General features: G+C 67.4%; 22 protein-coding genes. 13 read left to right on the top strand and 9 right to left on the bottom strand.

Going from position 1 to position 20,912, the window contains the following annotated elements; all coding sequences use genetic code 11:
• Nucleotides 1–133 precede the first annotated feature (133 nt).
• Nucleotides 134–1,102: a cation diffusion facilitator family transporter gene (locus ACFVJ5_RS16940; protein WP_379221063.1), complete on the bottom strand. Its 969-nt coding sequence runs from the start codon at nt 1,100–1,102 to the stop codon at nt 134–136.
• A gap of 215 nt (nt 1,103–1,317) precedes the next feature.
• Between ACFVJ5_RS16940 and ACFVJ5_RS16945 the strand changes: the two genes are divergently transcribed.
• The 3 genes from ACFVJ5_RS16945 (at nt 1,318) to ACFVJ5_RS16955 (ending at nt 4,671) form a co-directional block, all read left to right on the top strand.
• A complete protein-coding gene (locus tag ACFVJ5_RS16945) occupies nt 1,318–2,412 on the top strand; it encodes a sensor histidine kinase (protein WP_379221065.1) in 1,095 nt (364 codons plus the stop codon).
• Nucleotides 2,409–3,089 carry a response regulator gene (locus tag ACFVJ5_RS16950; RefSeq protein ID WP_379221067.1) on the top strand — a complete coding sequence of 227 codons (681 nt, stop codon included), beginning with the start codon at nt 2,409–2,411 and terminating at the stop codon, nt 3,087–3,089. Before ACFVJ5_RS16945 ends, ACFVJ5_RS16950 begins: the two co-directional genes overlap by 4 nt.
• Nucleotides 3,090–3,165: 76 nt before the next feature.
• Entirely contained in the window at nt 3,166–4,671 is a 1,506-nt protein-coding gene (locus ACFVJ5_RS16955) for a nitrilase-related carbon-nitrogen hydrolase (RefSeq protein WP_379221068.1), read from the top strand.
• On the opposite strand, the gene ACFVJ5_RS16960 is transcribed toward ACFVJ5_RS16955, so the two are convergent.
• Nucleotides 4,662–4,997, bottom strand: a complete 336-nt coding sequence (locus ACFVJ5_RS16960) for a hypothetical protein (RefSeq protein WP_379221070.1) — start codon at nt 4,995–4,997, stop codon at nt 4,662–4,664. The two genes, ACFVJ5_RS16955 and ACFVJ5_RS16960, sit on opposite strands and share 10 nt — an antisense overlap.
• Nucleotides 4,998–5,241: 244 nt before the next feature.
• Between ACFVJ5_RS16960 and ACFVJ5_RS16965 the strand changes: the two genes are divergently transcribed.
• From ACFVJ5_RS16965 to ACFVJ5_RS16975, 3 genes are all read left to right on the top strand, one after another.
• Nucleotides 5,242–5,778, top strand: coding sequence for an RNA polymerase sigma factor (locus ACFVJ5_RS16965; RefSeq protein ID WP_379221072.1), 537 nt, complete (start codon nt 5,242–5,244; stop codon nt 5,776–5,778).
• Nucleotides 5,779–5,965: 187 nt separating this feature from the next.
• The gene (locus ACFVJ5_RS16970; protein ID WP_379221074.1) at nt 5,966–7,618 is read left to right on the top strand and encodes an N-acetylmuramoyl-L-alanine amidase; all 1,653 of its coding nucleotides are present in this window, start codon (nt 5,966–5,968) and stop codon (nt 7,616–7,618) included.
• 128 nt (nt 7,619–7,746) lie between these two features.
• A complete protein-coding gene (locus tag ACFVJ5_RS16975) occupies nt 7,747–8,778 on the top strand; it encodes a CobW family GTP-binding protein (RefSeq protein ID WP_379221076.1) in 1,032 nt (343 codons plus the stop codon).
• Between the two features lie 2 nt (nt 8,779–8,780).
• On the opposite strand, the gene ACFVJ5_RS16980 is transcribed toward ACFVJ5_RS16975, so the two are convergent.
• From ACFVJ5_RS16980 to glp, 3 genes are read right to left on the bottom strand one after another with little or no spacing between them, the layout of a single operon-like run.
• Nucleotides 8,781–9,212: a molybdenum cofactor biosynthesis protein MoaE gene (locus tag ACFVJ5_RS16980; protein ID WP_379221078.1), complete on the bottom strand. Its 432-nt coding sequence runs from the start codon at nt 9,210–9,212 to the stop codon at nt 8,781–8,783.
• Nucleotides 9,205–10,218, bottom strand: coding sequence for a bifunctional molybdenum cofactor biosynthesis protein MoaC/MoaB (gene moaCB / locus ACFVJ5_RS16985; RefSeq protein WP_379221080.1), 1,014 nt, complete (start codon nt 10,216–10,218; stop codon nt 9,205–9,207). Before moaCB ends, ACFVJ5_RS16980 begins: the two co-directional genes overlap by 8 nt.
• Nucleotides 10,215–11,420: a gephyrin-like molybdotransferase Glp gene (gene glp / locus ACFVJ5_RS16990; protein ID WP_379221082.1), complete on the bottom strand. Its 1,206-nt coding sequence runs from the start codon at nt 11,418–11,420 to the stop codon at nt 10,215–10,217. The genes moaCB and glp overlap by 4 nt, the downstream gene beginning before the upstream one ends.
• 142 nt (nt 11,421–11,562) lie before the next feature.
• Between glp and moaA the strand changes: the two genes are divergently transcribed.
• Genes moaA through ACFVJ5_RS17005 form a run of 3 tightly spaced genes read left to right on the top strand, consistent with a single transcriptional unit; the run spans nt 11,563 to nt 13,203 of the window.
• The gene (gene moaA, locus ACFVJ5_RS16995; protein WP_378991486.1) at nt 11,563–12,621 is read left to right on the top strand and encodes a GTP 3',8-cyclase MoaA; all 1,059 of its coding nucleotides are present in this window, start codon (nt 11,563–11,565) and stop codon (nt 12,619–12,621) included.
• Nucleotides 12,614–12,856 (top strand): MoaD/ThiS family protein, encoded by a 243-nt coding sequence (locus ACFVJ5_RS17000; protein WP_056812377.1) that lies wholly within the window; start codon nt 12,614–12,616, stop codon nt 12,854–12,856. The genes moaA and ACFVJ5_RS17000 overlap by 8 nt, the downstream gene beginning before the upstream one ends.
• 2 nt (nt 12,857–12,858) lie before the next feature.
• Nucleotides 12,859–13,203: an iron chaperone gene (locus ACFVJ5_RS17005; protein WP_379221084.1), complete on the top strand. Its 345-nt coding sequence runs from the start codon at nt 12,859–12,861 to the stop codon at nt 13,201–13,203.
• 42 nt (nt 13,204–13,245) lie between these two features.
• Here ACFVJ5_RS17005 and nadE read toward each other — a convergent pair whose 3' ends face one another.
• Nucleotides 13,246–14,070 (bottom strand): ammonia-dependent NAD(+) synthetase, encoded by an 825-nt coding sequence (gene nadE, locus ACFVJ5_RS17010; RefSeq protein WP_378633155.1) that lies wholly within the window; start codon nt 14,068–14,070, stop codon nt 13,246–13,248.
• A gap of 6 nt (nt 14,071–14,076) precedes the next feature.
• Nucleotides 14,077–14,724 carry a TetR/AcrR family transcriptional regulator gene (locus tag ACFVJ5_RS17015; protein WP_379221884.1) on the bottom strand — a complete coding sequence of 216 codons (648 nt, stop codon included), beginning with the start codon at nt 14,722–14,724 and terminating at the stop codon, nt 14,077–14,079.
• Nucleotides 14,725–14,820: 96 nt separating this feature from the next.
• Between ACFVJ5_RS17015 and ACFVJ5_RS17020 the strand changes: the two genes are divergently transcribed.
• The 4 genes from ACFVJ5_RS17020 to nrdE all read left to right on the top strand — a co-directional run bounded on the left by ACFVJ5_RS17020 (nt 14,821) and on the right by nrdE (nt 18,723).
• Nucleotides 14,821–15,390, top strand: a complete 570-nt coding sequence (locus ACFVJ5_RS17020; protein ID WP_379221086.1) for an NAD(P)H-dependent oxidoreductase — start codon at nt 14,821–14,823, stop codon at nt 15,388–15,390.
• A gap of 387 nt (nt 15,391–15,777) precedes the next feature.
• Nucleotides 15,778–16,011: a glutaredoxin-like protein NrdH gene (gene nrdH / locus ACFVJ5_RS17025; RefSeq protein ID WP_379221088.1), complete on the top strand. Its 234-nt coding sequence runs from the start codon at nt 15,778–15,780 to the stop codon at nt 16,009–16,011.
• A 97-nt stretch (nt 16,012–16,108) separates the two neighbouring features.
• Nucleotides 16,109–16,582 (top strand): class Ib ribonucleoside-diphosphate reductase assembly flavoprotein NrdI, encoded by a 474-nt coding sequence (gene nrdI, locus ACFVJ5_RS17030; RefSeq protein WP_378953263.1) that lies wholly within the window; start codon nt 16,109–16,111, stop codon nt 16,580–16,582.
• 35 nt (nt 16,583–16,617) lie between these two features.
• On the top strand, nt 16,618–18,723 hold the full coding sequence (gene nrdE, locus ACFVJ5_RS17035) for a class 1b ribonucleoside-diphosphate reductase subunit alpha (RefSeq protein WP_379221886.1): 2,106 nt from the start codon (nt 16,618–16,620) through the stop codon (nt 18,721–18,723).
• A 50-nt stretch (nt 18,724–18,773) separates the two neighbouring features.
• Here the strand turns inward: nrdE and ACFVJ5_RS17040 are convergent, their stop codons facing one another.
• Together ACFVJ5_RS17040 and ACFVJ5_RS17045 are read right to left on the bottom strand one after the other, a co-directional pair.
• Entirely contained in the window at nt 18,774–19,184 is a 411-nt protein-coding gene (locus ACFVJ5_RS17040; RefSeq protein ID WP_378651675.1) for an RDD family protein, read from the bottom strand.
• 71 nt (nt 19,185–19,255) lie between these two features.
• Nucleotides 19,256–20,740: a cellulase family glycosylhydrolase gene (locus ACFVJ5_RS17045; protein ID WP_379221090.1), complete on the bottom strand. Its 1,485-nt coding sequence runs from the start codon at nt 20,738–20,740 to the stop codon at nt 19,256–19,258.
• Between the last annotated feature and the right edge of the window lie 172 nt (nt 20,741–20,912).

A 20,912-nucleotide genomic window follows, 5' to 3' on the forward strand; every position in this document is an offset into this window, starting at 1 on the left:
GCTGGTCGACACCCTGTGGACCGGTTCCTTCGGCGGCTGAATCAGCCCCATAGGTCGATGAAACGACCTGGTCCTCGCTAGCGCGTGACCGACGAGAAGGCCTCGCACCCGACGGGTGTGGGGCCTTCCCTCGTCAGTGGGTGTGCGGGGCCTGTTCGGACACGTGCTTGGGGCCGTGCGAGTCGGCGCACGGGTGGGAGTCGCGGTTGCCGATGTCGAGCAGTTTCGGGCTGGCGTGGTCGACCTGCAGGGTGACGTGCTCGATGTGGTGATCGTGGTCGAGCATGTGCGCGATGTCCTCGCGGACCGCATGGCAATCGTGGCCGGGCTGCACGAGAACGTGGGCCGACAGCGCGGGGGAGCCGGAGGTGATTTCCCAGATGTGCAGGTCGTGGACTTCGGTGACGCCGTCGCGTGCGGCCATGTCGCGGCCGATCTGCGCGGGGTCGAGGTGTTCGGGCGCGGCCTCGAGGAAGATCCGGCTCGACGCCTTGATCAGCCCGATCCCGGCCTTGATCATCAGCGCCACGACGATCAGCGTCGCGACGACGTCGGCCTGGACCCAGCCGGTGAGGATGATGATCAGACCGGCGACGGCGGTGGCGATGAACGCGAACAGGTCGTTGAGGATGTGCTGGTAGGCGCCCTCGACATTGAGGCTGGTGCGATCGGCGCGGCTGATCATCCAGGTCGCGAGCACGTTCACGACGACGCCGACCAGCGCGGTGATCAACACCAGCCAGCCGTGTACCTCCGGCGGCTCGAACAGCCGGCGAATCGCCTCGTAGCCGAGCCACAGTGCCAGCAGCAGTAGCGTCAGCCCGTTGGCCTGGGCCGACAGGATCTCGGCCCGCTTCCAGCCGAACGTCATCCGCCCGGTCGCCGGTCGCGCCGCCAGCCGGATCGCCCACAGTGCCAGCGCGATCGAGGCGGCGTCGGTGGTCATGTGTGCCGCGTCGGAGAGCAGTGCCAGCGAATCGGCGATGACGCCGACGATCACTTCGCCGATCAGGAAAGTGACGATCACCGCCAGCGCGCCGGCCAGCCAGCGTCGATCGCTGTCGGCCGATACCCCGTGGTCGTGCCCGTGTCCTGCGCCCATCGCGTTCCCCTTCTCCTGCGGTCCGATCGGTCGCAATCATATGCACACATCGCTATGTATGCAATTCGTTCTTGGTCGAGCATGATCGTCGCTGGTCACCGGATGTTGCCGCGTCGAATTCCACCCTATGCCTGAGCGTACGGTCGCGGTGCTGGACATCGAATCACTCTGGAGAGTGAGGTGCGGTGGACTGTTTCCGGACAGACTGGGACGTCGTGGGAGTACCTCGGGAACATCCGTCGCCGCTGGACGCACTGATCGCTGCTGTCGTGACGGTCGCGAGCGTCGTGCCCGCGCTCGTCGTCGGTGCGGCGTGGTGGGTTGTCGGGCTGTCGGTGCTCGCGTCGGCGCCGGTGTTGTGGCGGCGTCGGGCGCCGGTGGGTGTGCTGTGCGTGGTCGGACCGGCCATCACGGCGCTCGGCTGTGTGCACGCGTTGCCGGTGCTGCCGTTCGGCACGGTCGTCTGTGTTTACACGATCGCGGCGTACTGTTCCGCACGGCAGCGCCGGATGACCTTCGTGCTGGTCGCGGTAGGAATTCTGGTGTCGTTGCTGGTGCCACGCGAGCCCGCTGATTCGTACGCCTATGCCGCGATGTCGTTCATGACGGCCTGGGCACTCGGGTCGGGCGTCCGTGCGAAGCAGGCGAAGATCGACGCGCTCGCCGAACGCACACGACGTCTCGACGACGAGCGCGAGGCCGCTGTGGTCCGCGAGCGGTTGCGGATCGCTCGGGACATGCACGACGGTCTGGCCCACACGGTCGGCGCGATGATCGTGCGCGCCGAAACCGGTCCGCTGCTCGATCGGGCGGATGCCGATGCGGCCTTCGCGGCGATCGCCGACGGAGGGCGTGATGCCCTGCGGGAACTGCGCCACAGTATCGGTGTGCTCCGCGAGGACGATCCGCCGCATCAACCCGGGGTGGCGGCCATCGCCGATCTCGTGGCCCTCGCCGAACACGGGGGTCTGGCCGCGCGTTTCACCGAGCACGGAACCCGCCTGCCGATCTCACCGCAAGCCGACGCCGCCGCGTACCGGATCGTGCAGGAGGCGCTGACCAATACGGGCAAGCACGCGAAGGCGACGCGGGTCGACGTGGCGCTGAGCTGGTCGTCGGGTCGGCTCGGGGTGCGGATCGCCGATGACGGCATCGCCGTGGAACGCGCGCGGGGTGACACCGACGCGACGGGCTTCGGTCTGGTCGGGATGGCCGAACGGGTGCAGGCGTGCGGTGGCTTGCTGCGGGCGGAACCGACGCGTGCCGGGTTCGTGGTGTCGGCCGATCTGCCACTGGCACAGAGGAGTTGACGGTGCGGGTTCTCGTTGTCGACGACCAGGAATTGTTCCGCGCCGGGTTCCGCCTCATCCTGGAATCCGAACCCGACATCGAGGTGGTGGGGGAGGCCTGCGACGGGGTGGAAGCGGTGACGGCGGCCCGGCGGCTCGCCCCTGATGTGGTGGTGATGGATGTGCGGATGCCCCGGCTGGACGGGGTGGCGGCCACTGCTCGGATCTGCGCGGAGACCGCGGCAAAAGTGCTGGTGCTCACCATGTTCGATGTCGACGAGTACGTCTATGCCGCCTTGCGGGCGGGTGCGAGCGGGTTCCTGCTCAAAGACGCGCGCAGGGCCGAATTGATCGGCGGGGTCCGGGTCGTCGCAGCCGGCGACGCGCTGCTTGCCCCCTCGGTGACGCGGCGGCTGATCGCCGAGGTCGCCGGACGCGCGCGTGCTCACCCGGAGGCGTCCGCGCGGCTGGCCGCGCTGACGCCGCGGGAACGTGACATCCTGCGTGAACTCGCCGCCGGCCGATCGAACACGGAACTCGCGGCGCGGCTGGTCGTCACCGAGCACACCGTGAAAACCCATGTCAGCTCGGTTCTTTCGAAGCTGGGGCTGCGCGATCGGGCGCAGGCGGTGGTCTTCTCCTACGAATCCGGAATGGTGGCGCCGGGGGACAATCAATTGCCGGGTGGAGTGAGGTGATCTCACTCGCGAGAGGGAGGCGGGTCCGCTCGCACGGGCGATGTGCGAGGACCCTCTCCAGCGTGACGATTGTCGAGTGACATCTACTGAAGAGGCTGTGCGCGAAGAGTTCTCCGGGCGAACCGGCCGACGAATGCCCGGTCGGGAGCTGACGGCGTGGTCGGCCGCCACCGTGAGTTCGGCGGTGTTGTGGAGTATCGGCACCGGTTTGCACCCGGTCCCCGGAGTCGCCCTCCTCGCCCCGCTCCCGGTGCTGTGGCTGGCCCCACGGCGCTCGGCGCCGGCGGCGTACGCGGCGGCGGTGCTGTCCTGGCTCGGCGGCAACGCCGAATACTGGTCCTATTTCTCCGACACTCTGGAGCAACCCAGGGTGATCGCCGTCGCCCTGCTGGTCGGCAGCGCACTCACCTTCGGGGCCTGCGTGGCGCTGTTCCGAAAGCTGTTGATGCAGGACAGGTTCGGGTGGGCCGTGCTTGCGCTACCCGCCGCATGGACCGCCGCCGAGTTCCTGTTCGGTCTGGTCGGCGGGATCGGCGCGTGGTGGAGCATCGGCTACTCCCAGGCCGGGGTCGACCCGATCGTGCGTATCGCTTCGCTCGCCGGTGTGTGGGGGATCAGCTTCCTCGTGCTCGCGGTACCCGGTGCTGTCGGCACGATGACGGCACCCGGCATCCGAACGCCACGTCGGCTGGCGACAGCGGGCGTGACAGTCGTGGTCGTCACCCTCGCCATCGGCACAGGTCTGTGGTGTTCCGCGGCGGCGAGCGACGGTCCGGTGACGCGGGTAGGACTGGTCGCTCTCGCGCAGCCGCCGATGTACGTTCCTGTCGCGTCGCCCGATGGTGCGCGGATGATCGCCGAGGCGGTCACCGCCGTCGACCAACTCGCCGATCAGGGCGCCGAGGTCATCGTGTTCTCCGAAAAGGCATGGCATGCACGACGATCCGAACTCTTCCTGTTGCGCGACCCGCTCGCCGCAGTGGCCGCTCGCCGTGGCGTCCACGTGGTCGTCGGTCTGGAACTAGAGCAACCCGGCGGCACCGTCAACGCCGCCATCGCCTATCCGGACGAAACCATCTATGCCAAGCGATATCTCGTGCCCGGGCTCGAGTCCGGCCTACAACGCGGTGCGATCCCGGTCCGGATTCCCGGCCGCTCCTGGGCGCTCGCGATCTGCGCCGACCTCGACCACCCGGCCCTCGTTCGCCAGAACCGCGCCGACGGTGCGACGCTCCTGCTCGCACCCGCGCTGGATTTCAGCGTCGATCACTGGTTACACAGCCGGATGGCGGCGGTGCGGGCCGTCGAATCGGGCATCGCCATCGCCCGCCCCGCCCAACTCGGCGAGCTGACCGCCATCGACGCACAGGGCGTCGTTCGCGCCTCGGTCCGCACCGGCATCACCGAAACCCACACGGTGCTGGCCGACATCCGCACCGCCGGCGATCGCACCCCCTACGTCCGCTGGGGCGACTGGTTCGGCGCACTGTCGATCGCACTGACGATGGCCTGCGGGCTCGCCGCGCTGCGTCGCCCGGCCACTCGACCGAGGAGACCTCGTGAATTACTCGATCAGTCCTGATCAGGCCAGGAATCGGCGACGACCAGCTGTCCCGCCGCCAGGAGCAGCGCGTAGTGCGCGGCGATCACACCGGACGGATAAGTCGGCCAGAACGACACCGCCCCGGTCGCCTTGTCGATGACGTACACCGAGCCGCCGATCGGGATCGGCCGATCCGGTGGCGCGTGCAACGGCTGCACCGCGAAAACCGTGAAGCCGTCGGCGAATTCGATGATCTGTCGATCGTGACCCGGCAGGTCGGCTGGTAGGTGTTCGGCCGCCACGCGGGTGGCCTCGGCCCGGTCGACCGGCGTCTGCGCGTCGGTCGGATATGCATGGATGTCCACGTTGTTCGCTCCTCGCGGGCGATTGTCGTCGCCCCGGTCCGATCGTGCTGGACTTCGCTCGAATGCGCGAGCCCACGATGATCGGGCCCGGAAACGAAACGAGCCCGGCGTCCCTGCTCCCCCCTCCTGGAGCAGGCCCGGCCGGGCTCGCAAGAACTACCTTCCGGTACGACCCCAGCAGGATCCTGAAGAGTCGCTTAACGCGCGGCGTTGTCATCGGCGCGGTCCGCCGCGATAACCCCATATGACGGACAACTCCTGTGGTGCGCACTGCGCGCGCCTGTGTACCAGGGACGGGCTGGGCGAGGTGCTGGCCACCGATCGCGGTCTGCTGCACTGGCGGGCCATGCGCAGTCTCGGCGACGCGGGCCTGGCGGAGCACGCGGTGCAGGAGACGTTGCTGCGCGGCTGGCGTTCGTGTCACGACTTCGACGGTCGCAAGGGCAGCGTGCGGACCTGGCTGTTGGCGATCGAACACAACGTCATCATCGACATCGTGCGGGCCAGAGCCGTCCGCCCCGGTGATGTGGGCTGGGACGACATCACGGAGGTGTCCGTCTGCGGCAAACCGGATTTCGCCGACGGACTGGTCGACGGGTTGCTGGTCGATCAACTGCTGGCCCGACTCCCGGAACCGCAGCGGGCGGCCGTGACCGAGGTGATCTTGCACGACCGCGGCTACCGGGAAGTCGCCGCCGATTTCGGTGTTCCGATCGGGACCGTGAAGACCCGGGTCCACTACGCGCTGCGATCGCTGCGCCAATTGCCAGAAGTTGCCTGACGTAGCCCGCTGATGGCTCAGCTGGGCATCCGACCAGCGTCTTTTGATACTTCCATCCAGTTACATTTCGGTAACTGTGCTTGCCCTGTGGTTGCCATCGTTGCAAGAGTGAACCACTGGGTTTGGTGTTACCAGGTGTTACCAATGGGAAGGGAGGGGTGCTCCGGTCCCGGAGCACCGACCGAACATGCAACCAAACATCATCAAGGCCGGAATCTGCTCTACCGTCTCCGCCGCGGTGGTGGTGTCGCTGTCGGGATTGGTCCCCGTGACCGCCCACGCCGCCCCTGAACCAGCGACCAGCGAGCAGCTCGCCGGTAAGACGATCTTCCTCGACCCCGGTCACCAGGGGTCGGCGCATTCCGAGGACCTGAGCCGCCAGGTCGACAACGGTCGCGGCGGTACCAAGGACTGCCAGACCACCGGCATGACCTCGCTCAACGGCATCCCCGAACACACCATCAACTGGGATGTCGCCCAGCTCGTGCGCGCATCTCTGGAGGCGCTGGGCGCCGACGTGGTGCTGAGCCGCGCCGACGACACCGGGTGGGGCGGCTGCGTCGACGATCGCGCCCGCGCCGCCAACCAGTCCGGCGCCGACGTGGCGGTGAGCATTCACGCCGACAGCGCGGGCCCCGACCAGCACGGCTTCCACATGATCGTGCCGCAGCTCCCCATTCCCGACTCGATCGCCGACAAGGCGCAGTCCGGCGGTGGCCGACTCGTGTCGAGCGCGGTCCGCGACGCCTACCTGGCGGCCGGCTTCTCACCCGCGAACTACGCGGGCGTCAAGGCCGGCCTGCAGACCCGCGAGGACGTGGCAGGCCCGGCGCTGACGCAGGTGCCGCTGGTGTTCGTCGAGATGGGCAACGGCGCCAACGTCGACGACGCGGCCCGCCTGGAATCGCGCGAAGGCCAGCTCGAACACGCTGTCGCCATCGCGACCGGCGTCGTCGGGTTCCTGCTGAACAAGCCGATACCCGCCTACGCCGCCGCGCCGGGTCGGGTACCGGTCGCGACGACCGCTCAGGAACCGAAGCGCGCACCTGCCGCCGACCCGACCGAGGCCCCCTCGCCCAGCACCGTCGCACCCGCGCCCGGACCGGCAGGCAGCCAGAACGGAGCTTCCGCCCCGGCCGAGGATCCCAACGGCGCCGGAACTCCTGCCGAGGGTACGAACGGCGCGCCGGCGCCCACCACCGATCCGGCCGAACCCTCGCAGCCGTCGAAGAAGCCCAGCGGGACCGCCGCGCCGACGCCGGAGTCCGACACGACGACACCTGCACCGGCCCAGTCGCCCGCTTCGACGACTGCGACGCCGGGAGCGAAAGCGCCCGCCCACGCTCCCGCACCGGCACCGGCACCGGCACCGGCACCGGCACCCGCCCAGGCTCCCGCGCCCGACCGGGCACCGGCTGATTCACCCGCGCCTCCCAGTGGCTCGAGCGATCTGACGGCACCGTCCGAGGACCCGGCTCCCGCCGACGCCAACGCGCCTGCCACTGCTGCTCCGATCCCCGCACGGGTCCCGATCGCGAATCCGGTTCCGGTAGCCCCCGTCCGTACCGCGTCTCCCAACGCCCCGGCCCGCACCGCGTCACCCGAGGCTCCCGCCGCACCGTCCACCACCACCCCGAAGAACCGCGGCACCAGCCCCAAAAACGGGGCGACGCCCGACGAATCCGAGCTCGATCTGAGCACGCTCGGCGGCCCGATCACCACCGTCATGACACTGCTCGTGCCCCTGGCGCAAGCGCTCGGCATGGACGAATCAACCATCCCCGGCCAGCTGATCAATCTCGTGTACACCCTGGTAGGAATGGTCTTCGGCCCGTCCTGACACCAGTTCGCCGCACGTCGCACCGCCCACCTCTGATCGCAGAGGTGGGCGGTGTGCCGCATAGCGGCGGCCGGACGGTATCCGGCGTGGTGGACCGGTCGACTTCGCCGCGGTGAGGTGGTGGCAGCATGGGTGCGGTGATTCCTGTCGTGATCGTTGCTGGGTTTCTCGGTTCGGGGAAGACGACCCTGCTCAACTACCTGTTGCGCAACAATCGGGGGACCCGGATCGGGGTGGTGGTCAACGATTTCGGGGCGGTGAACATCGACGCGATGCTGGTGGCGGGGCAGGTCGACGCGATGGTGTCGCTCGGCAACGGGTGTGTGTGCTGCGCGGTGGACGTGTCCGAACTCGACGATCTGTTCGCACAGCTGGCGCAACCGCGCAGCGCGGTGGATGTGATCGTGGTGGAGGCCAGCGGACTGGCCGAGCCGCGCAATCTGATCCGGATGGTGATCGCCAACCCCAATCCGCGCATCGCCTACGGCGGTCTGGTCGAAGTGGTCGATGCCGAGCAGTTCACCGCCACCAGCGCGCGACATCCTGAGCTGGTGACGCATCTGCGGATGGCGGATCTGGTGCTGGTGAACAAGGCCGATCGGGTCGAGGCCGAGGCGCTGGCCGGTTTGCGCGCACAGCTGGCCGACTGGGTCGGGCAGGTGCCGGTCTACGCGACGACGCACGGCCGCATCGATCCCGGCCTGCTGTTCGACGATCGGGCGCCCGAGCAGCCGAAAGTAGCCGAGCAACTGAGCTTCGACACACTGCTCGACGACCATGACCACGACGACCCCGACCATCGTCATCTCCACGACGACTACGTCTCGGTGGCGTTCACCAGCGAGCACGCGTTGCATCCGCGTGCACTGGTGTCCTTTCTGGAAGATCCGCCGTCAGGTCTGTTCCGCGCCAAGGGATGTGTCGTGTTCGCGGTGGTGGGGGAGCGACGCAAATTCGAAGTCCACCTGGTCGGCAGGCACGTGGTCATCACCCCTGGAAGCTGGGCGCGCGGCGAGCGACGGGTCTCGAACCTGGTGCTGATCGGCGCCGGACTGGACGCGGACGCGGCGGTGAAACGCTTGCACGACACCGTCTTCGACGGTGAGACACCGTTGGACGAGCAGGAGATGCTCGGTGTGTGGCGGTACGCCACGCAGTAGTGTCAGCCGCAGGCGTTGACCCACTCGGAAAGCCCGTCGGCGAACAACTGCCGCTTCCAGATCGGCACCTCGTGCTTGATCCGGTCGACCAGCTCGGCGCAGACCGTGAACGCCTCGGCCCGATGCGGCGCGGCCACCGCCACCACGATCGCCAGCCCACCGATCGTGAGCGACCCGATGCGATGCGATGCCGCGACCGGAAGTCCGCTCGCCTGCGCCACTTCCGCGCAGATCGCGTGCAGGAAGCGCTCGGCCTGAGGATGCGCGGAGTACTCCAGCGAAGTCACTGCCTGCCCGCTGTCATGGTTGCGCACCTTGCCGGTGAAAACCACCACCGCGCCGAATTCCGGTCCTTCGACGGCCTTTTCGACGGCGAGGGGATCGAGGTCCTGATCGCTGATGGTCGCCAGCCGAACCGCACCGAAGTCACTCATGGTTGCCGCCTCCGGCTACTTGCGCGAGCAGATGATCCAACAGCGGTTCCAGCACCGCCATCCCGTCCTTCACCCCGCCGGGCGAACCGGGCAGGTTCACGACAACGGTCCGACCGGCCAGCCCGGCAACGCCGCGACTCAGCGCCGCGAGGGGGAACTTCGCGGTCCCCCGCTGCCGGATCGCATCGGCGACACCGGGTAGCTCACGATCGAGCACGGCGCGGGTGGCCTCGGGCGTCGCGTCGGTGGGAGAGGCGCCGGTGCCACCGGTGGTGACGACGAGCGCGGGCGCTGCGCTCAGCGCGTCGGCCAGCCCGGCGGCGATCTCGGCATCGGCGTAGACCAGCGGCCCACGCACCGAAAATCCCTGCGCGGTCAGCCAATCGACGAGGACGGGCCCGGTGGTATCGGTGCGGGTCCCCGCCGCGGTGCCGGTAGACGCGACCACCACGACGGCGGACCGCGACAAGGTCTGGTCATCAGCCGATTCCGCCGCAGCGCTGACTACTGCCGCTACATCGGAGTCGGATCGATGCTCGGGTCGCACCCAATGCCCGTGCTTTCCACCCTCTTTGGTGACCAGCCGAACCCCGTTCATCACGGCGGCGGGATCCACCGCCTTCACCATGTCGTGCAGGGTCAGCCCGGCCACGGCGACAGCGGTCAGGGCCTCCATCTCGACCCCGGTGGGCCCCTTGGTCTTCGCGGTCGCCTCGACCGTGATGGTGGTCTCGGTGAACGCGAACTCCACCTTCACCGACGACAACGCCAGCTGATGACACAGCGGAATCAGCTCGGATGTCTTTTTCGCACCGGCGATTCCGGCCAACCGTGCCGTGGACAGCACATCGGCCTTGGGCATCCCCTCGGCCCGCACCAGCGCGACCACTTCCGCGGTCGTCTGCAATTCGCCTGCGGCGACAGCGATCCGGGTGGTGTCGGCTTTCGCGCTGACGTCGACCATGCGCGCGCGACCCTCGCGGTCGACGTGGGACAACTCGCTCATAGCGATAAGATTCGCACAGCGACACCGGCGGCCAGCGAGGTGACCTCGGCGGGAATGTCGACGAGGACATCGGCCCAGGCCATCCCCGCGATGAGATGTGAGCCGGGGCCCGAGATCACTTCGACCCCGTCCTCGGTGAGCAGGCCGCGCAGGTATTGGCGACGACCGGCAGGAGACCGAAGCGGTGTCAGCAGCGTGGTTTCGCCGCTCACGAGTTCCGGCAATCCGCCCAGCGCGCGCACGGCGGGGCGCGCGAACACGGCGTACGACACCATCGTGCTCACCGGATTGCCCGGGAAGCTGAGTACGGGGACCTCGTCGACCACCGTGTAGCCCTGCGGTCCGCCCGGCTGCACCGCGACCGAGCCGAACGTCCCGCCGAGCGGACCCAGCACGTCCTTGACGACCTCGAAGTCGCCCTTGGACACGCCACCGGAGGTGAAGACCAGGTCGGCGACGGCGGTCGCGGCGCGCAGTACCGAGGTGAACACCGCGGGGTCGTCGGTGCTGTGCGCGACGTCGACCACCTCGACGCCGTCGACCCGCAACGCGGCGGCCAGGGCGATGCCGTTGGAGTTGTAGATCTGGCCAGGGGCCAGCGTGGTGCCCGCGGGCTGGAGCTCGTCCCCGGTGGTGATGCAGACAGCGCGTAATCGACGCAGCGCCGGCACCGTGGGCAGGCCGACCGCGGCCAGTGCGGCGATATGCCGGGGTGCGAGCACCGTGCCCGCCCGCGCGACGAGCTCGCCGGTGCGCACATCGGTACCGGCTTCGCGCACGAATTCGCCACGTCCACGGCCACGTTCGACCACGATCCGGCCCTCGCCCGCCTGCACATCCTCGACCGGCACCACACAGTCGGCGCCGGGGGGCATCGGCGCACCGGTCATCACCTTCATCGCGGATCCGGCGGGCAGCGCGTCGGTGCCCGGCTTACCCGCCGCCACCACGCCGACCACCGGCAGCGTGACCGGCGTGACGGCCACATCGGCCGCGCGCATCGCGTAGCCGTCCATCGCCGAGTTGCGGAACACCGGCAGATCGATCGGTGACACCACATCGGCCGACAGCGTGCGGCCGAGCGCCTCGGGCACCGGCACCTGTTCAGCCGGGCGGTCGGCGAGGCGGGCCAGCAGCGCGGCGACGGTGTCGCGGTACTGGTCGACGCTGCGCGCCGACGCGGTAGCGGGCCGGGGAGTCATGCTGCCAGCTTAATCGTCGGTGTCAGGGCCGGTCGGCGTCGCGTTGCTCACGGTGGTGGGCGTTCGGCGGTGAGCTGACGAGTTCGCGAAGAATCGGCCCGGCGCACGGAATGTGACGGGCCTTACGGGTCATACTGTAGAGATGACGCTGGTCGAGATGGGGATACCCGCCGTGCGATCGGAGCGGCCGTCCCTGGACGGCAGGCCCGAGACGCCGTTCCTCGTCGACCGCTTCGGCCGGATCGCCCGCGACCTGCGCGTGTCCATCACCGAGAAGTGTTCGCTGCGCTGCACCTATTGCATGCCTGAAGAGGGCCTGCCGCCGATCCCGCGCCAGGAACTGCTCACCGCCGACGAGATCGTGCGGCTGGTGTCGCTGGCGGTGCGCGAGCTGGGTGTGCGGGAGGTGCGGTTCACCGGCGGCGAACCGCTGATGCGCCGTGAACTGGAACAGATCATCGCGGGCTGTCACGCGGCGGTGCCCGGCACCCCGCTGGCCATGACGACGAACGGCGTCGGTCTGGAACATCGCATCCATAAGCTCGCCGCGGCCGGTCTGACCAGGGTCAATGTCTCCCTCGACACCGTCGACCGGGAGGATTTCACCCGTCTCACCCGACGCGACCGACTGGAGTCTGTTCTCAACGGCATCCGGGCCGCGCGCGACGCGGGCATGGCGCCGGTGAAGGTCAACGCCGTGCTGATGCGCCAGAACCTGGCCGGCGCGGCCGACCTGCTCGCGTGGTGCCTGGCCGAACAGTGCGAACTGCGCTTCATCGAGGAGATGCCCCTCGACGCCGACCACGAGTGGGCCCGCGATCACATGGTGACCGCCGCCGACCTCCTCGACGTCCTCGGCGAGCGCTTCACCCTGACCCCCACCGCCCGCGCGGACCCGTCGGCTCCGGCCGAGAAATGGCTGGTCGACGGTGGACCGGCGACCGTCGGCATCATCGCCACGGTTACCCGCAAGTTCTGCGACAGCTGCGACCGTACCCGGCTCACCGCCGACGGCATGCTGCGCTCGTGCCTGTTCAGCGACCAGGAGTTCGACGTGCGCACCGCGCTGCGGGCAGGCGCCGACGACGACGAGGTCGCCGAGCTGTGGCGCGGTGCGATGTGGCAGAAATGGGCCGGTCACGGTATCGACGCCGCCGGCTTCGTCCCCCCGGAACGCACGATGGGAGCCATCGGTGGTTGAGGTTCGCTATTTCGCCGCCATCGCCGACGCGGTCGGCAAGAACACCGAATCCCTCGACCTACCCGACGGCGCCACCGTCGCCGACCTGCGCGCCACCCTCGCCGCCACCTACGGCTCCGACATCGACAGCCTCGTCGGCGTCTGTGCCTTCCTCATCGGCGACGAGCTCACCCGCGACCCGTCGGCCATGCTCCGCGACCGAGTCGACGTTCTCCCGCCGTTCGCGGGCGGCTAGCCGTGGTCCAGAGCAAGGCACCCGACGTGGCGACCTACCTCACCGAACTCCCGGAGGATCGCCGCGAGGCGCTCACCAGGCTGCGCGACCTGTGCCTCCAGGAGCTGCCGGGCTTCACCGAGGTGATGTCCTACGGCATGCCCGCCTACGAACGCGACGGCACCGGCGAGGTCGCCTTCGCCAGTCAGAAGCAGTACATCTCCTTCTACCTGCTGCGCTCCGACGTCCGCGCGGCCTTCGCCGACCGTCTCGCGGGACATGACATGGGCAAGGGATGCTTGCGTTTCCGCAAGGAACCGGACTACGAGCTGGTTCGGGACCTGTTGCGCGCCACCGCGTCCAGGTGACGGCGCCGCGATCTGTTGAGCCGGTGGGGCCGAGATCACGCCCTAGCGCCACCAGGTGTCGAGCGGGGTCACCGGGACGGTGCGCTTGTGGCGGGTGTTGGTGAAGATCGACTCCACGCGGGCGGCCACCTCGGGGGTGACGTCCTTGCCTTCGAGGTAGTCGTCGATCTCGGCATAGCGCAGGCCGAGTGCGTCCTCGTCGGCGAGGGCGGGGCGGTCGTCTTCGAGGTCGGCGGTGGGGACCTTGGACCAGATGCTCGAGGGGGCGCCGAGTTCTTGCAGGAGGGCCGCGCCCTGGCGCTTGGTGAGACCGGTGAGGGGAGTCAGGTCGACACCGCCGTCGCCGAACTTGGTGAAGAACCCGGTGACCGCTTCGGCCGCGTGATCGGTGCCGACCACCAGCAGGCTTTCCTGGCCCGCGAGGGCGTACTGGGCGACCATCCGCTCACGCGCCTTGATGTTGCCGCGCACGAAGTCGCGCAAGCGCTCGTGATCGAGCGCGCCCGCCACCTCGATGCCCACCGCGTCGGCGCTGGGCCGGATGTTCACCACGACCGTGCGATCGGGGTCGATGAAATTCAAGGCGGTCTGCGCGTCGTGCTCGTCGGCCTGGACGCCGTAGGGCAGCCGCACCGCCAGGAACTTCGCCTCGACACCATCGGCGCGCAACTCCTCGACGGCCAGCTGGCACAGCCGACCGGCCAGCGCACTGTCCTGCCCGCCGCTGATCCCGAGGGCGAATCCCTTGGCCGGGGTGGTGGCCAGGTAGTCCTTCAGGAAGTCGACGCGCCGCCGGACCTCCTGCTTCGCCTCGATCTCGGGCAGCACACCCAATTCGGCAATGATCTGTTCACGCAGTGTCCCCATGCGGTCTCACTCTACTTGGGGGACAGGCGAAACGACTCGGCGAACGAGCCATTCCCAGTTGTCGCCGATCTGATCGCGCGTGTACCCGAGCACTTCGACCTGGTGGATGACCAGCGCCGCCGACAGCGTGGACAGCAGCGTGTCGGCGATCAGCGCAACCTCACCGTCGACGCCGCTCGCGCGAAGCAGCAGCATGACGTGCGACTTGTGCAGGGCGTAGGGTCCGCCACCGAAACGCCCGTCCTTCTCCGCGGCCTGGTGTAGATCGCCCTCGACCTCGATATCGAGCAGCCGGGTCCGCCCGAAGGCGATCAGCCGCTGGACCGGGCCCGCCTCGGGACCGAGCGGCGCGGGCCCGAACATGAACGCGGCCTGGAATTTCTGCTCGGAGTGATCCAGCAGGGCCAGCATCAGCCCGGTCCGATTGCCGAACCGGCGAAAGACTGTGCCCTTGCCGACGCCCGCGCGCTTGGCGAGCGCGTCCATCGTGAGGCCGTCGACGCCGTGCTCACGCACCAACTGCTGGGCCGCGTCGAGCAGCAGCGCGCGATTGCGCGCGGCGTCGGCACGTTCGACGGGCTCCGCACTGCCGGGCAGCGGTCGTCCGATCCCCAGCAGGGGCGGCTCGTCGGGCTTGGGTGTGCCGTAGCTCACGCCGCTCACACGTCCTCCGCGGGAAGTAATCGGACCGGGGTCCGGTTAATGTCGGATGAAACTTGGATCATTCCACTGAGTACACCAGGAGTCGCAATGAGCGAGACCCGCATCCTTACTCTCGTCGGAAGCCTGCGCGCGGGCTCCATCAATCGCCGCCTGGCCGAGGCTGCCGTGCAGACCGCGCCCGCCGGTGTCGACATCACCATCTACGAGGGTCTCGGCGAGATTCCGTTCTACAACGAAGACCTCGATGTGCCCGACGCCGTGCCCGCGCAGGCCGCTGCGCTGCGTGCCGCCGTCGCCGCGGTCGATGCCGTCCTGCTGGTCACCCCCGAGTACAACGGCACCCTGCCCGCCGTGCTGAAGAACGCCATCGACTGGGCCTCGCGTCCGTACGGCGCCGGCGCGATCAAGGGTAAGCCGGTCGCGGTGGTGAGCGCGTCGATCAGCCCGAACGCCGCGGCGTGGGCGCACGGCGACACCGTCAAGTCCGTCGGCGTGGCGGGCGGCGTCGTCGTCGAGTCGGCGCACGCGCAGTTCGCGACCATCGGCGAGCGTTTCGCGCAGACTCATCCGGCCGAGGATGCCGAGGCGCTGACCCAGCTCGGCGCGACCGTGCACGAGTTGGTCGCCGCGGTGAACGGCACGTTGATCACCGCGTAAGCTGATCGTTCGGCAGGGCGTCGCCTCCATCGCGGAGGCGACGCCCTTTCGCTGTCCACGGAGTTTGCTGAAGACTCGCCGGTAGATGAAATCGTGATCTGAACCACTGTTTTCCCTGCTGGTCGGCGGCCCGTCCTGGGACTTACCGCGTGGGAATTACATCCGTGCGACTCGCAACACCTTGTGTTGTTCCCATCTGTCGGACACTAGGTGTAGTGTCTGTCGTACTGGAAGACGGTGTGGAGCCACCACTGATCGGGCCCAAGGGAAGGGGTTGCGAGCAGGGCTTTCTTCGCTAGATCCAGGAGTTTGCGCAGCATCACCCGTTCGTGCATTGCATACGGATCACAGGCTGTGGATCAGGCATAGGAGAGAGGGACTTCCATCATGACCATCACCGTGTACACCAAGCCCGCTTGCGTGCAGTGCAACGCCACCTACAAGGCTCTCGACAAGGTCGGCGTGGACTACAACGTCATCGACATCTCGGAGAACGACGAGGCGCGTGACTTCGTGATGGCGCTGGGCTACCTGCAGGCGCCGGTCGTCGTCGCGGGTGACGATCACTGGTCGGGCTTCCGTCCCGACCGCATCAAGTCGCTCGCCGTCGCGGCTGCATAATGGTCACCGACGCGGAGCGTTCCTCAGTCTTTCGCGCATGGCCGTAGCGAGGCGGAGGTACGCCTAGTTCGCGCCGGTTCGCCGGTAAGGAGGCGCCATGCCCGAGCAGATGACTCCGGGCGGGCTGGTCTACTTCTCCAGCGCTTCGGAGAACACCCATCGTTTCGTCGAGAAGCTCGGTCTCCCGGCAACTCGACTTCCACTACACACCACCGCTGAATCGCCGCGGATCGACGAACCCTACGTGCTGATCACCCCCACCTATGGTGGTGGTCGGCACGTCATGGGCGGACAACGTCCCGACAAGGACCTCGTTCCACGGCAAGTCGCCAAGTTCCTCAACGACCCACACAACCGCGCGCTGCTGCGCGGGGTGATCGCGGCCGGCAACACGAACTTCGGCGATACCTATTGCGTTGCAGGAGACATCATCTCGCAAAAATGCGGGGTGCCGTATCTGTATCGCTTCGAACTCATGGGAACCGCTGAGGACGTCGCGCGCGTCCGAGAGGGATTGGGATTGTTTTGGCAACAGCAACCACAGCACCGGCAGGCAAGTCAGCACGCCTAGAGCAGTCGGCGGTGCGCGGCGAGGCGGGCGAGGTCATGGACTTCCACGCCCTCAACGCCATGCTGAACCTGTACGGCCCCAACGGCGAGATCCAGTTCGACAAGGATCGCGAGGCCGCGCACCAGTACTTCCTGCAGCACGTGAACCAGAACACCGTCTTCTTCCACAACCTGGACGAGAAGCTGGACTACCTGGTCAAGGAGAACTACTACGAGACCGAGGTGCTCGACCAGTACGGTCGACCCTTCGTCAAGCAGCTGTTCCAGCAGGCCTACGCCAAGAAGTTCCGGTTCCCGACCTTCCTCGGCGCGTTCAAGTACTACACCTCGTACACGCTCAAGACCTTCGACGGTAAGCGCTACCTGGAGCGTTTCGAGGACCGCGTCTGCATGGTCGCGCTGACGCTGGCCGCCGGCGACGAGATGCTGGCGAGCAACCTGGTCGACGAGATCATCGACGGCCGGTTCCAGCCCGCCACCCCCACCTTCCTCAACTCCGGCAAGAAGCAGCGCGGCGAGCCCGTGTCCTGCTTCCTGCTGCGCATCGAGGACAACATGGAGTCCATCGGGCGCTCCATCAACTCCGCGCTGCAGCTGTCCAAGCGCGGCGGCGGTGTCGCCCTGCTGCTCAGCAACATTCGTGAGCACGGTGCCCCGATCAAGAAGATCGAGAACCAGAGCTCGGGTGTCATCCCGATCATGAAGCTGCTGGAAGACTCCTTCTCCTACGCGAACCAGCTGGGTGCGCGTCAGGGTGCGGGCGCGGTGTACCTGCACGCCCACCACCCCGACATCTACCGCTTCCTCGACACCAAGCGTGAGAACGCGGACGAGAAGATCCGCATCAAGACGCTCTCGCTGGGTGTGGTGATCCCCGACATCACCTTCGAGCTGGCGAAGAAGAACGAGGACATGTACCTGTTCTCGCCCTACGACGTCGAGCGCATCTACGGTGTGCCGTTCGCCGATGTGAACGTCACCGAGAAGTACTACGAGATGGTCGACGACAAGCGCATCCGCAAGTCGAAGATCAAGGCGCGCGAATTCTTCCAGACCATCGCCGAGCTGCAGTTCGAGTCGGGCTACCCCTACATCATGTTCGAGGACACGGTGAACCGGGCCAACCCGATCAAGGGCAAGATCACCCACTCGAACCTGTGCTCGGAGATCCTGCAGGTCTCCACCCCCTCGGAATTCAACGACGATCTGTCCTATTCCAAGGTGGGCAAGGACATCTCGTGCAACCTGGGTTCGCTCAACATCGCCAAGGCGATGGATTCGCCCGACTTCGGTCAGACGATCGAGACCTCGATCCGCGCGCTCACCGCCGTCTCGGACCAGACGCACATCTTCTCGGTGCCCTCGATCGAGCAGGGCAACAACGAGTCCCACGCCATCGGCCTCGGTCAGATGAACCTGCACGGATACCTGGCGCGTGAGCGGGTCCACTACGGCTCCGAAGAAGGTGTGGACTTCACCAACATCTACTTCTACACCGTGGTCTACCACGCGATTCGGGCCTCGAACCTGATCGCCAAGGAGCGCGGCTCCGCGTTCGGTGGGTTCGCCGACTCCAAGTACGCCAGCGGTGAGTACTTCGACAAGTACACCGACCAGGCGTGGGAACCCAAGACCGACAAGGTGGCTCAGATGTTCGCCGAGGCCGGCGTGCGCATCCCCACCCAGGACGACTGGCGCCTGCTCAAGGCCTCGGTGCAGGAATACGGCATCTACAACCAGAACCTGCAGGCCGTGCCGCCGACCGGTTCGATCTCCTACATCAACCACTCGACCAGCTCGATCCACCCGGTGGCGTCGAAGATCGAGATCCGTAAGGAAGGCAAGATCGGCCGCGTCTACTACCCGGCCCCTTACCTGGACAACGACAATCTCGAGTACTACGACGACGCCTACGAAATCGGCTACGAGAAGATCATCGACACCTACGCCGCGGCCACCCAGCACGTGGACCAGGGGCTGTCGCTGACGCTGTTCTTCAAGGACACCGCCACCACCCGCGACCTGAACAAGGCGCAGATCTACGCATGGCGTAAGGGCATCAAGACGCTCTACTACATCCGCCTGCGCCAGATGGCTTTGGAGGGCACCGAGGTGGAGGGTTGCGTCAGCTGCATGCTGTGAGCTGAGCTCGAAAAAGGGGCGGTCTCCCGAGGGAGACCGCCCCTTTCGTGTCAGCGGGCACTGTCGAAGAGATCGAAGCAGGACCAGCCGCCGCGGAACCACTGGACGGTCAGCTGCCAGGTCGACGGGTAGGTGCCGTCGGCGTGGCGCAGTCGGAGTCCGTACCGGCACTTGCCGATCGTTGTCCGGGTGAGGTGCTGGATGACCGTGCGGTGCAGGAAAGACGCGCTCAGCCAGGCCAGGATGCCGTACAGGACGGCTGTCGTGCCGGGTGCGAGGTACCAGGCGGTGACGCCGATCGCGGCGTGCAGCGCCATATCGATGAGGAACGCGGGGATCACGCCGGTCTCGTCGCCGCTGGAAGTGCGCCCGGTGAGCGGGAATTCGTCCTTCGGTCGTGCGGGGCCGCGCTCGTATCCGCTGTTCCTCGCCGCGTGCCGGGGCGGTGCTGCGTTGCTCATGGGGCTCAGCGTGGTCGACGCCGCTTAACAAGCACCCGGTGTCGACCTTGCCGACCTGATCACCTCCGGTGTCAGCCCGCTGATCCGGACGACAACCAGGGGAATCCCGAGGCCGATCCCGTGCCGCCGCCGGTGGGAAGGTCCGCGCCCGCCGAGCCAGGGCGGTGGATGCGAACGGTGACCGGGTCGGTGCCGTCGGCTTCCACGGTGACGATGCGCGCGCCGGGCGCCGAAGTGACCCGACCGCCGGTGACCTTCACCTCGTAGCTGTCCGGATGGAACAGATCCGAGACGTAGATCTCGGTCGGCGCCGAGGCTGGGCGAGGACGGTACCGGTAGGCGAAATCGCCTGTGCCGGAATCGAAGACCATGCCGTCGGGGGTTCCCGCGGTGGCCTGTGGATAAGTGCGGACCAGTTCGCGGCCGAGTTCACCGCGGAAGGGATCACCGTCGCGGGCGCTGTAATGCCAGTAGTGCCAGCCGACGAACCGTTCGTCGGCCCGGGTGGTGGTGTTGCGCAACACGGTCGGATCGCCGTCGCCGAATTCGGTGACCATGGTGGGGATGTCGGTGCGGCCGGCGAACGCGTCGATGTTCGACCAGGTCCGGTCTTGCTGCGGCGGGCACAGTGCCCGCAGCTCCTCGGGCAGGCCGAGGTAGATCGCGAGCTGGCTGGGAATGCAGTAATCATGCGGGGAGAAAACGATGTTCGGGCTGGTGATCGGTGGATTCTTGCCCAGGTGGCTCGGCATGGTCTCGTTCCAGGTGACATTCGGCTCCCAGAACACCGGCACGGTGGCATTGTGCGCTCGGACCGCATCGGTCAGCTGTTGCAGCGCCCGTTGATATTTCACGTCGAAGTCGGGACAGCCGTCGGGATAGCAGGTGAGAAACGCTGAGCCGGGCCACGGTTCGTTGAGCAGCTCGATCCCGAGCACACTCGCTCGCCCGTTCATCCGCTCGGCGAGCGCGCCCAAGGCCGCTCCCAGATGGTTCAGCACTCCGTAGGTGTTGTTCCACACCTCGTCCCACCCGGCATTCATGCTCGGCATCAGGTAGTACAGCGGGAATCCGGGATTGGGCTCACCGTCCGAGGGCCGAGCACGGATGGCCCATTCGGGAAACCCGTTGCCGTTCCAGATCTTCGACAATCCGTCCTGGTGATTGTCGAGCAGCGTGTAGATGCCGTGCGCGGCAAGGGTATCCACGACATTCTCGACCCGGTCGAGGTAGGCGGTATCGACAACACCCGCTGTCGGCATCAGCCCGTCGAACGACACCCCGAGCCGGACTGTGGTGAACCCGTGTCGAGCCAGGGTCGCCGCCGATTCGTCGGTGAGGGTGAATCCGTCACCGGGTTGCAGGTAGGGCGCGTCCTTGTCGACGGTGTTCACCCCGTGCAGCAGCACAGTGCGTCCGTACCCGTCGATCAGCGCGGACCCCTGTGCCCGCAGCGGCGTCAGCGGTGTCGCGGGATCGGCGGTCGCCGGAGCGCTGCTCACGGCCAGCCCGGCTGCGAGTGCCAGCGCCGTCAGCCAGCGCACCGGTCGCCTCATCGTCCTCATCATCTGCGTCCTCGATCCCCAGGTGGACGCTCGTTCAACTGAACGTATGTCCAAGTCTGTTGGCGAGAGAACATAGCCGCATCGCAGTGATGTGGTCAAGGCCACAATCGCGAAAGGTCATGAATCGCTTCGTGTTCGACGCCGAAGACGTCTTGCCATGTGA

Origin of the sequence: Nocardia sp. NPDC127606, assembly GCF_042671725.1 — a bacterium.
Taxonomy (GTDB): Bacteria; Actinomycetota; Actinomycetes; order Mycobacteriales; family Mycobacteriaceae; genus Nocardia.

What these genes read in the sequence shown, in the direction of transcription:
- ACFVJ5_RS16940 (WP_379221063.1), bottom strand. Translation starts at nt 1,102, where the DNA reads ATGGGCGCAGGACACGGGCACGACCACGGGGTATCGGCCGACAGCGAT.
- ACFVJ5_RS16965 (WP_379221072.1), top strand. Translation starts at nt 5,242, where the DNA reads ATGACGGACAACTCCTGTGGTGCGCACTGCGCGCGCCTGTGTACCAGG.
- ACFVJ5_RS16970 (WP_379221074.1), top strand. Translation starts at nt 5,966, where the DNA reads ATGCAACCAAACATCATCAAGGCCGGAATCTGCTCTACCGTCTCCGCC.
- ACFVJ5_RS16975 (WP_379221076.1), top strand. Translation starts at nt 7,747, where the DNA reads ATGGGTGCGGTGATTCCTGTCGTGATCGTTGCTGGGTTTCTCGGTTCG.
- ACFVJ5_RS16980 (WP_379221078.1), bottom strand. Translation starts at nt 9,212, where the DNA reads ATGAGTGACTTCGGTGCGGTTCGGCTGGCGACCATCAGCGATCAGGAC.
- moaCB (WP_379221080.1), bottom strand. Translation starts at nt 10,218, where the DNA reads ATGAGCGAGTTGTCCCACGTCGACCGCGAGGGTCGCGCGCGCATGGTC.
- glp (WP_379221082.1), bottom strand. Translation starts at nt 11,420, where the DNA reads ATGACTCCCCGGCCCGCTACCGCGTCGGCGCGCAGCGTCGACCAGTAC.
- moaA (WP_378991486.1), top strand. Translation starts at nt 11,563, where the DNA reads ATGACGCTGGTCGAGATGGGGATACCCGCCGTGCGATCGGAGCGGCCG.
- nadE (WP_378633155.1), bottom strand. Translation starts at nt 14,070, where the DNA reads ATGGGGACACTGCGTGAACAGATCATTGCCGAATTGGGTGTGCTGCCC.
- ACFVJ5_RS17020 (WP_379221086.1), top strand. Translation starts at nt 14,821, where the DNA reads ATGAGCGAGACCCGCATCCTTACTCTCGTCGGAAGCCTGCGCGCGGGC.
- nrdH (WP_379221088.1), top strand. Translation starts at nt 15,778, where the DNA reads ATGACCATCACCGTGTACACCAAGCCCGCTTGCGTGCAGTGCAACGCC.
- nrdI (WP_378953263.1), top strand. Translation starts at nt 16,109, where the DNA reads ATGCCCGAGCAGATGACTCCGGGCGGGCTGGTCTACTTCTCCAGCGCT.
- nrdE (WP_379221886.1), top strand. Translation starts at nt 16,618, where the DNA reads ATGGACTTCCACGCCCTCAACGCCATGCTGAACCTGTACGGCCCCAAC.
- ACFVJ5_RS17040 (WP_378651675.1), bottom strand. Translation starts at nt 19,184, where the DNA reads ATGAGCAACGCAGCACCGCCCCGGCACGCGGCGAGGAACAGCGGATAC.
- ACFVJ5_RS17045 (WP_379221090.1), bottom strand. Translation starts at nt 20,740, where the DNA reads ATGAGGCGACCGGTGCGCTGGCTGACGGCGCTGGCACTCGCAGCCGGG.